Source organism: Bradyrhizobium cytisi, assembly GCF_008123515.1.
Lineage (GTDB): Bacteria > Pseudomonadota > Alphaproteobacteria > Rhizobiales > Xanthobacteraceae > Bradyrhizobium > Bradyrhizobium cytisi.
Window position 1 is genome coordinate 20,274 of sequence record NZ_VSSR01000004.1, and the last position, 9,694, is coordinate 29,967.

5 protein-coding genes and 1 pseudogene are annotated in these 9,694 nt (G+C 66.1%); 2 read left to right on the forward strand and 4 right to left on the reverse strand.

Features of this window, described 5'->3' with window-relative positions:
* Window positions 1-7 precede the first annotated feature (7 nt).
* Window positions 8-748: a metallophosphoesterase family protein gene (locus tag FXB38_RS01870; RefSeq protein ID WP_148749081.1), complete on the forward strand. Its 741-nt coding sequence runs from the start codon at window positions 8-10 to the stop codon at window positions 746-748.
* 23 nt (window positions 749-771) lie between these two features.
* On the opposite strand, the pseudogene FXB38_RS01875 reads toward FXB38_RS01870, so the two are convergent.
* Window positions 772-1,787, reverse strand: a pseudogene (locus FXB38_RS01875) (ATP-dependent DNA ligase).
* A gap of 177 nt (window positions 1,788-1,964) precedes the next feature.
* On the opposite strand from FXB38_RS01875, the gene FXB38_RS01880 reads away from it, so the two are divergent.
* The gene (locus FXB38_RS01880; RefSeq protein WP_148749082.1) at window positions 1,965-2,393 is read left to right on the forward strand and encodes an SRPBCC family protein; all 429 of its coding nucleotides are present in this window, start codon (window positions 1,965-1,967) and stop codon (window positions 2,391-2,393) included.
* Window positions 2,394-2,463: 70 nt separating this feature from the next.
* Here FXB38_RS01880 and trxA read toward each other — a convergent pair whose 3' ends face one another.
* The 3 genes from trxA to addB all read right to left on the reverse strand — a co-directional run bounded on the left by trxA (window position 2,464) and on the right by addB (window position 9,503).
* Entirely contained in the window at window positions 2,464-2,784 is a 321-nt protein-coding gene (gene trxA, locus FXB38_RS01885) for a thioredoxin (protein ID WP_148749083.1), read from the reverse strand.
* 69 nt (window positions 2,785-2,853) lie between these two features.
* Complete coding sequence (addA, locus tag FXB38_RS01890) at window positions 2,854-6,363, reverse strand: double-strand break repair helicase AddA (RefSeq protein WP_187434606.1); 3,510 nt, start codon at window positions 6,361-6,363, stop codon at window positions 2,854-2,856.
* Complete coding sequence (gene addB, locus FXB38_RS01895) at window positions 6,357-9,503, reverse strand: double-strand break repair protein AddB (protein WP_148749085.1); 3,147 nt, start codon at window positions 9,501-9,503, stop codon at window positions 6,357-6,359. The genes addA and addB overlap by 7 nt, the downstream gene beginning before the upstream one ends.
* Window positions 9,504-9,694 lie beyond the last annotated feature (191 nt).

The window sequence follows — 9,694 nt, forward strand, 5'->3', positions numbered from 1 at the left end:
GAAGCCAATGCGTTTTGCCGCCATTGCCGACGTCCACGGAAACTATCTCGCGCTGGAGGCGGTGCTTGCCGACATCCGCGCGCAAGGTGTCACCGACATCGTCAATCTCGGCGACATGCTGGGCGGCCCGCTCGATGCGCGTCGTACCATCGAGATCGTGATGAAGCTCGATGCCGTGCACGTGCTCGGCAACCACGACCGCTATCTGCTCGATCGGCCCCCGGAGAAGATGGGCTCGTGGGACCGTCCCGCCCACGCAGCGCTCAACGCCGCCCAACTCGACTGGCTGCGCGCGCAACCGATGACGCGGGTGTTCCGCGACCAGGTTTTTCTCTGCCACGCGACGCCCGAGGATGACGAAATCTACTGGCTCGACACTGTGCATCCCGACGGTACGGTGGCGCTATCGCCGCTCGATCGGATCGAGCAATTCGCGCAAGGGATCACGCAGTCGCTGATCCTCTGCGCTCACACCCATCTTGCCCGTGCCGTGCGGCTTCGCGACGGCCGGCTGATCGTCAATCCCGGCAGCGTCGGAAGCCCCGGCTACCGCGACGTGCATCCGTTCCCGCATCTCGTCGAAGCCGGCACGCCGCACGCGCGCTATGCGATCCTCGAATGCGTTGACGCTGCCTGGCAGGTCACGTTCCGCAATGTCGGTTACGACCATGAAGCGATGGCCGCGCTCGCCCGCCGCAACAATCAGCCGGAGCTCGCGAACGCGCTGGCGACGGGGTGGATCAAGTAGCTATTGCTCTGTCCGGGCCACAGCTACTTCTGTTTCAGCAGCTTCATCGGATCGGCTACCTTCTGCTTCAATTGCTCGAAGCTGCATTGCCGCGGCGCCTTGTCGGGCCGCCAGCGCAGGATCGAGGTGCCGTGGCGAAAGCGCTCACCGCTGAAATGGTCGTAGCAGACCTCGATCACGAGCGCAGGCTTGAGCGGACACCACTTCGCCGAGCGATCGGTGGACCAGCGGCTGGGTCCGCCCGGCGCGCGCTGCCGCTGAAGCCGGGCTCGCCGATCAATGCCTCCAGCCTGTCTGTCAGAGCCGGCTTCTCCTCTGCCTTGATCGCTGAGGTGAAGCCGACATGGTGCAGCAGCCCCGCGTCATCGTAGAGCCCGAGCAGCAGCGAGCCGACGACTTTCCGCCCCGAGAGCTTGTTGGTCGCGTAGCGGAAGCCGCCGACCACACAATCGGCGCTGCGAAACTTCTTGATCTTCTGCATGCCGTCGCGGTTTCCCGCCTGATAGGACAGGTCGACGCGCTTGGCGATGACGCCGTCCGAGCCGCCGCCCGCCTGCGCCAACCACTTCTTCGCGGTGGCGTAGCTCATCGTCGCCGGTGAGAGACGGAACGTGCTCCCTCTCAGATTGGCCTTTGCAAAGGCCTCCAGCGCCAGCCGTCTCTTGCCAAGCGGCTCGTTGGCGAGATGCTTCTCCCTGGCTGTTGCGAGCAGATCGAAGACAAGATAGAGCGCCGGCGTCGCCTCCGAGAGCTTCTTGACGCGGCTTGCGGCGGGATGGATCCGTTGCAGCAATGCGTCGAAGGAAAAAGCTTTGCCCAGCGGTACGACGATCTCGCCATCGAGCGTGAATCCATCCGCCCTCAGCTTCTGCGCGGCGGCGACGATTTCAGGGAAGTACCGGGCGAGGCCCTCGCCTGATTTCGAGCGCAGATCAATGCTGCTGCCGGCGCGCGACAGCAGGCAGCGAAAACCATCCCATTTCGGCTCGTACTGCCACTCCTTGCCGCGCGGTATGGCATCGACCGACCGCGCCTCCATGGCCGTCAGCATGGCAGGCTTCCGACGGGTTTGTCGGCGGGAAGAGGGCACTGCGAACGCTCTTTGACTCAGAACATCCCCTTCCAACGCGAAGCGCGAGAGTTCGCTCCTCCCGGAAGCCGTGACAATTTACTGTGCGCACGTATTATAAGTCACATAGCAAAGGTTAGGCACGTCATGAGCGACCAAAACACCTGGCGGTGCGAATACGCCATCGAGACGTCTGCACCCGCAGAGACGATCTGGAGCATCTTTCGCGATGTTCGCAGCTGGAAAGCCTGGAATGCAGGCATCGAGCGGATCGACATCGACGGGCCCTTTGTGGCCGGCACCTGGTTCACGATGACGCCACCCGGCGAGGATGCGCTACGCTCGCAACTGATCGAGGTCCGCGAGAACGCATGCTTCATCGACGAAACGCGAGTCGGCGATCTCGTGATCAAGGTAGCCCATCGCATCGAACCTCTTGGATCGGCGCGCACGCGCGTCGTCTATGCCGTCGACGCAAGAGGGCCGCAGGCGTCCGAGATCGGTCCGGCTGTCGCGTCGGATTTTCCCGATGTTCTCGCCAGCCTCGCCAAGCTCGCTGAAACGAGATCGGCATGATTGCGGCCAGCAAAAAATAACGGCCGGCGAAGCGCCGGCCGTTCTCGAAATCATCGTGTCGCGAGGTGGATCAGACCGCGGAGGTGATCCACTGCTGGAGCTTCGCCTTCGGCGCCGCGCCGACCTGACGGGAGGCCATCTCGCCGCCCTTGAAGATCATCAGGGTCGGGATCGACATCACGCCGTACTTCGACGCGGTCTTCGGGCTCTCGTCGACGTTGAGCTTCACGATCTTGACCTTGTCGCCCATTGTGCCGGCGATCTCGTCAAGCGCGGGGGCGATCATGCGGCAGGGGCCGCACCATTCGGCCCAGAAATCGACGACCACAGGACCGTTCGCCTTGAGCACTTCGGCTTCGAAATCGGTATCGGATACCTTGCCAACGGCCATTGCAGTACCTCACTCGGTTGAAAGAGAATCGGCGCGATGTAGAATCGCGCCCGGGATCATGGCCTCAACCTATGAACGGCCCCTTGCCGGGTCAAGGACGCTCACGCCGACATGAAGGGATGCCAGCGCCGCGTCCAGCGCGGGGGCTGAAATCTCCATATATTCAAGGGCCTCGGTCCAGAGCAGGACGGCGCGGATCGGCTTTTGGGGATAAAGCCGGGACAGCACCGCCCGGTACAGCGCAAGCTGCCGGACATAGGCGGAGGGGGTTTCCGCGGCGCTTTTGGGGGCGGTCTGGTTGGTCTTGAAATCGACGATCAGGACCTCGTTCGGGCGAACGACCAGCCGGTCGATCTGCCCCGACACCAGCGCCGGCGGGCGGCCCGGCCGATCGAGTTTCCCGACGATGGCGACCTCCGCCCGGCTGCCCTCGGCAAATACCGGTGCAAAGCGCGGTTCGGCGATCAAGCCAAGCACCTTGTCGGCCAGCGTGACGCGATCGGCATCGAGCCAGTCGCCGGCATTGCGGGCCACGAAGCCAAGCGCGGCTTCGCGCCGGCGCTCGGCGGCAATATCGGGCAGAGACTGCAGCAGCCGGTGCACCAGCGTGCCGCGCTGCAGCGCCAGTGCGCGCGACTGGACTGATTCGCCCGATCGTACCGCGCGGCCTTCCTCGGCCGACTGGCCGGAGGGACGCACCGGATCGTCTTCGATGCTCTCACGCGGCGCCGGCGTCCGCAGCCAGTCCGGCAGGATGATCGTCTGATCCACACTTGTCGCCGGCGTGCCTAGCGCCGCGACGTCCTCGGGACGGGCGAATCGGGTCACCTTGCCGAGCGGCGTCTCGATCGTCTGCTTGTCCAGGCCGGAGCCGGTGAGCCCGGTGTCGACGAGGTCGTACCAGCTCAGCTTGCGGACGGTTCTCATGTTGCCGGGCAGGCAGCCGCCGACGATCAGCCGATCGGCCGCGCGCGTCATCGCGACATAAAGCAGGCGGCGATATTCGTCCTCGGTCTCCTCCAGCATCGCCTTGCGCGCCTTGGCGACCGGCTTGGGATCGTCCGCCTTGCGCCCGGCCCAGACCACGACCTCGCTGCCATTGCCGCGCGGCACATGGATCAGCCGCACCCGCTGCGAGTCCGCGGGCGACGAGGTGGTGTCGACCATGAACACGACCGAAGCCTCTAAACCCTTGGCGCCATGCACTGTCATCACCCGCACCTCGTCGCGGGTGATTTCCATGTCGCGCTTCACCTCGGTGTCCGCCGAACGCAGCCAGGCCATGAAGCCTTGCAGCGAGGCCGGTGCCTTGCGCTCGCAGTTCAGCGCCAGCTCCAGAAATTCGTCGAGCGCGTCATTGGCCTCATGGCCGAGCCGGCGCAGGATGCGCGCACGGCCGCCGTCACCGCCGAGCAGCCAGGCATAGAAGGCGAACGGCGTCTCCTCGCGCGCACGGATTTCGCAGGCCTCGAGGCGCCGCAGCACGGTGGCGAACTTCTCGCTTGCAACGGCATGCTCGCCGAGCGCGCGGCGCAGCGATCCCTTGCGGCCATGGGCGAGCTCGAACAAATCGTCGTCGCCGAGACCGAACAGGGGGCTCTTCAGCGCCACCGCAAGCGCGAGATCGTCCTGCGGCAGCAGCAGCGCGTCCGCAAGGTTCATCAGATCGATGATCGCGATGTGCTCGGTCAGCTTCAGCCGGTCGGCGCCGGCGACGGGAACGTTGGCGTGCTTCAGCGCCTGGATCACCGCGTCGAACGCGTTGCCGCGCCGGCGCACCAGGATCAGCATGTCGCCATAGCGCAGCGGCCGCCGTTCACCCTCATGCCCCGTCAGCGTGCCGCTCTCGACCAGCCGCTTGATCTCGGTCTGGATGCGGCGGGCAAGCTTGACCTCGGGGCTGGTGACGGCGACGCCGTCGAACGGCGCGCGCCAGCCCTCGATGTCCTGCCTGTCATCGGCCTCGGCAAGATCCCACAGCTCGATCACGCTCGGGCCGGCATCGGCGAGTGCATTGTGCAGGGGATGGCCGATCTCGACCGAATGAATGCTCTTGTAGATCTGGGGATCGCGGAAGACGTGGTCGACCGAGTGCAGGATCGCCACGCCTGAGCGGAATGAATAGGTGAAGGCGACCGGATCGAATTTCAGCCCGGCCGCGGTGAACTTGCGATGCAGCTCGCGCCGGCGCGCGTCGAATTCGTGCGGCGCCGCGCCCTGGAACGAGAAGATCGACTGCTTCTCGTCGCCGACGGCGAAGACCGTGCGGTTCAGCCCCTCGCGCGCGCCTTCGCCGGCGGTGAATTCCGAAATGATGTGCGCGACGATGTCCCATTGCCGCGGGCTGGTGTCCTGGGCCTCGTCGATCAGCACATGATCGACGCCGCGGTCGAGCTTGTAATGCACCCACCCCGAAGCGACGCGGTTCAGCATCGCCAGCGTCTTGTCGATGAGGTCGTCGTAGTCGAGCAGCCCGCGTTCCTGCTTCTCGCGCCGGTAGTTTGCAGCGGCGGCCGTTGCGATATGCAGCAGCGCCGCGGTGCGGTCGCGCATGGTCACCGCACGGCGCCTCTCGATCGATCCACCGAGGCGGGACGCTTCGTTCTCGAACAGGCGCGCGACGGATGGATTTTGCTCGCAAAACTTCCTGGTCAGCACGGCCTTGCGCGGCAGTTTCTCATCGGTGAGAAAAACGCCGAGATAGGCGTCGACCTGCGCTGCGCCGGAGAACACTTTTGCCTCGCGAAAACGGCTCGCCTGGTCGTTGTCGGATTTGCTGCCTTCCTCCAGCGCGACCGCGATGTCGTCCCAGCGAGATCGCGGCAGGAACGGGCCATCGAGGATCTCAGTCTCGACGTCCTCGATGCGGTCGGCGGCGCCAACGCCCAGCACCGCCGCCATCTGCGCGGCAGCGGCCTCGGCGCTACCGGCTTCATCGGTCCATGCCATGAAATGATCGCGGCTGAGACAAGCCTCGCGCACGACTTCCTTGAAGGTCACATCGGCGGCACTCGCCATCGCGGTCAGCAGCGCGCGGCCGGTGACAGTCTCCGGATCGCGCGCGGCTTCCAGCAGCACCTTCAGATTGGCGCGCTCCATCATGTCGGTCTGGTCGCGCTCGTCGATCACGGCGAAGCGCGCGGGAACATTGGCCTCGAACGGGAACTGCTGCAGCAGCCGCGTGCACAGCGCGTGGATGGTCTGCACCTTCAATCCGCCCGGCGTCTCCAGCGCGCAGGCAAACAGTTTTCGCGCCTCGCGGCGCAGCTTTGTGTTGGGATGCGGGATTCCGACGGCGCGGATCGCGGCATCGAGCCCGGTGTCGTCAAGCGTCACCCAATGACCAAGCGTGGTGAACACGCGCTCAGCCATGTTGGCGGCCGCGGCCTTGGTGAAGGTGATGCAGAGGATCTTTTCCGGCGGCACGCCCGACAGCAACAGGCGGATCACGCGCTGCACCAGCACATGCGTCTTGCCCGAGCCGGCATTGGCCGACACGAAGGCGGACGCGGTCGGATCGGAGGCACGCGCCTGCCGCGCGCGCACTTCATCCGGGATGGGGCGGGGAGCCTTCACCATTCCTCGATCCCCAGGCCGCCGGCCGCGGACCATTCCTTGATCCGGGCGAGATCGTCATAGGCGCCGTAGCGGTTGGACCACATCGGCAGGTTCAGCGAGGTGTAGGGCTGGTTCTCGTCGTCGAAGGCGCGGATCAGGACCTCAAGCTTCGCTCGCGCCTCCGCCGCCGCGGTGTCCGGCGGCTGCGGCTCGTCGCCCTGCTTGTACTTGAGCTCGAGGATGCGCGCCTCGCCCGGCGGATTGTTGCCACTCAGGCGGACATAGACGAGCTGGCTCACCGACGATCCGGCGTCGATGTCGGGAAAACCGCCCTCGCGCAGGATCGCGGCTTCCAATGTCAGCTGCGGCGCCAGGCCCATGCGGACCTGCTTGCCGGTCGGCGGCTGGCCGGTCTTGTAGTCGAGAATGGCGTAGCCGCCGCCCTGGCGCCGCTCGATGCGGTCAGCGCGCGCGGAGAGCCGGAAGCTGCGCTCGTGATCGAGCTTGATCGAGATCTCGCCGCGAGTCTCCGCGGTGATGGCTTCGATCAAATCGCGGCGCGCCGTCTCCCATTCGCCAAACCAGCGCGCGATGCGCTGGAAGCGCGGCCACCACAGCGCCCGCGCCTCGGGTCGCTCCATCAGCGGGGCAAAATACTTTTCGCCGATCGCGCGCAGCACACGCGCGGGATCGTCGGGCAGATGCGCGGCAAACGTTTCGGTGAATTCACCGAGCGCATCGTGGATCGCCGAGCCACGGTCGGCGGCCGAGAGCGGCATGTCGACGGGATCGAGCGCGTCGAGCCGCAAGATGTGCTTTGCGTAGATCGTGTAGGGATCGCGCAGCCAGTCCTCGATCGCGGTCACCGACATCTTCAGCGGCCGCGTCGCGCGCGGCGGCCGTGGCTCCGGCTGCTTGATCGGCTTGACCTCGGCAGGCTGGTCCAGCGCGCCTGCGAACTGCACGTATTTCTCGCCGGCGCGAACCGCGGCGTTCCAGAGATCGTCGCCAGCGACAGCTTCAAGCCGGTGCAGGAAGCGCGAGGCCACCGCCGGCGCGCCGCCGGCCTTGGCGGAATGGGTGAGGATCACCTCGCCGCCGCCGAGCAGTTGCGCAAAATCATGGGCCGAGAGGCCGATACGTCGCTCCGGCAGATCGAGACCGAGCTCATGTCGCATCGGCCGGCTGAGCCAGGGATCGATCCGCGGTGCCGGCGGCCAGACGCCTTCGATCAGGCCGCCGATGATGATGCGGTCGGCCTGCATCAGGCGCGATTCCAGCGGACCGTAGATCTGCAGGCGCGCGCCCGGCTTGTCCCGCCGCCGCACCGCGCGATCGCTGAACGCGGTCTGGAAGACGTCGGCATAGTCGGACAGCGGCGCCATCAATCCGCTAGTGGTGCCGCCGCGCAGCAGATCGTCGAAGGCACCGGCGAGCGCGAGGCCTTCACGCTCCTCGAAAGCGAGCGGAATACCCTGCTCGTCGCGCGACAGCTCGATCATGATCTCGCGATGCCGATGCGCAAGCTCGGCGAAGTCAAACGGCTTCGATGACGCCAGGCTCTCGATCGGCGCTAGGGCCTTTTGCAAGGCATCGATCAGCGCCTGGATGCGGTCGAGGTCATCAGGCTTAAGGCGTGCGCGAGGTTCAGCGTGGTGCAGCGCGGAGACCTCGCTGCGCCACAGCTTTGCCAGCTCCTCGCGAAAGCGATTGAACTCGCGCAACAGGCCGCTCGTGCCCGCCGGCGGGCGCGTGCCGCGCAAGATTGCGAGCTCCAACCCCTCGATCGCCGTCTTCCATGCGCCAGGCAGCCGGCCGAGCCGGCACAGCGGATGTTTCAGCATCGCGAGCAGCGTCGGTGGCTCCAATCCCTTCGTTGCCGCCTCAGCCGCAAGGCGCGCAAACACGCCGGCGGAGGTCTCCATCAGCACGTCGCCACCGGAATCGTCGAAGGCGAGATCCCATCGGGTCAGCGCGGCCATCACCCGCCGCGCCAGCGCGCGATCGGGCGTCACCAGTGCCGCCGATTTGTCGAGATGCCGCGCCTCGCGCATCGCGATGGCGATGGCGAGCGCCTCCATCTCCGGATTGGGGGCTTCGACCACCGCGAGATCTTTCATGCCGCCGGCGATCTTCGCGGCCACATCCGGCTGCTTCAGCCGGTCGTGCCATACCTCCGTCTTGGCGGACGGCCGCATCGATTCGGATGCCAGCAGATCGCGGCCGCCTTCGGCCGGCGGCTGAAGCAGCTCGACATCGCTGCGCTTGATGCCAAAGCGCTCCAGCAGCGCATGCATGGCGTATTGCGGATGGTTCGAGGCCGGATGCTCCGCGAATTTGCCGAGCGCATCGCGCACGCCGCCGATGCTGCGCCAAGCGTCGTCGTCGAGATCGGTGTCGAGGCCCGGCAGCACCACGGCGCCATGCGGCAGCGAGGCGACCGCATGCAGGAATTTTGCTGTGGCCGGCATCGATCCGGTCGAGCCGGCTGCGATCACGGGCCCATGCGGATGGGTGGTCAGCCGTTTAGCTTCGGCCGCGATCAGGAGATCGCGCCGCGCCGCCGGCTCGATCCGGTTGATCTCGGCGAGATGGCCGGGCCAGGCGATGCGGGCGATGCGCAGGAATTCGAGCGAGTGCTGCCAATAGCGATCGAGGTTATCAGGCACCAGCCCGTCGAGCGCGCTCCAGTCGACGCCACGCGTGACCATGTCGTCGATCAAGCGCGCGAGATCGGAGGCGAGAGCCAGCGTTGAGGCCGGGCCGCCGACCACCAGCGGCGCCAGCACGGGACCCTTGGCCCAGGCGGCAACGAGTTGCGCCAGCGTCAGTCGGCGTTCGAGTTCGCCGAGCCGCGGCGGAATGTCGAGCGGCGTTGCGCCGGAAAAGTGCTCGCCTTCGTCGGCGAAAGCGAGCTCGTCCTCGTCGATATCGCCGAGCGCGACGATGCGCGGCAGCACCACGGCGTCCGCCGCCATCTCGTCGAGGAAGATCTCGCGCACGACGCGCATGGCGCGCCGCGTCGGCAGATAGAGCGTGGCGTCCGCCAGCCGCGCCGGTTCCTTGCGCGCCTCGAAGCCGTCGACCAGCCGGCCGTCGACCAGGCTCGATACGATCGTGCGCAGGAACGGAACTGAGACTGGAACGCTGAAAACGCGCATGGGCCGCCTGATTCGGGAATCAAGCGCCAATATAGGGAGGCGGACTCAAATGGATATGGGCAGGGCGAAATCGTCCCCGCTGTTCGCCGTACCAGCACAGGTGTTGTAGGGTGGGCAAAGGCGCACTTGCGCCGTGCCCACCGTATTCGTCATCCGGGGTTAGCTTGATTTGGTGGGCACGCTTCGAGACT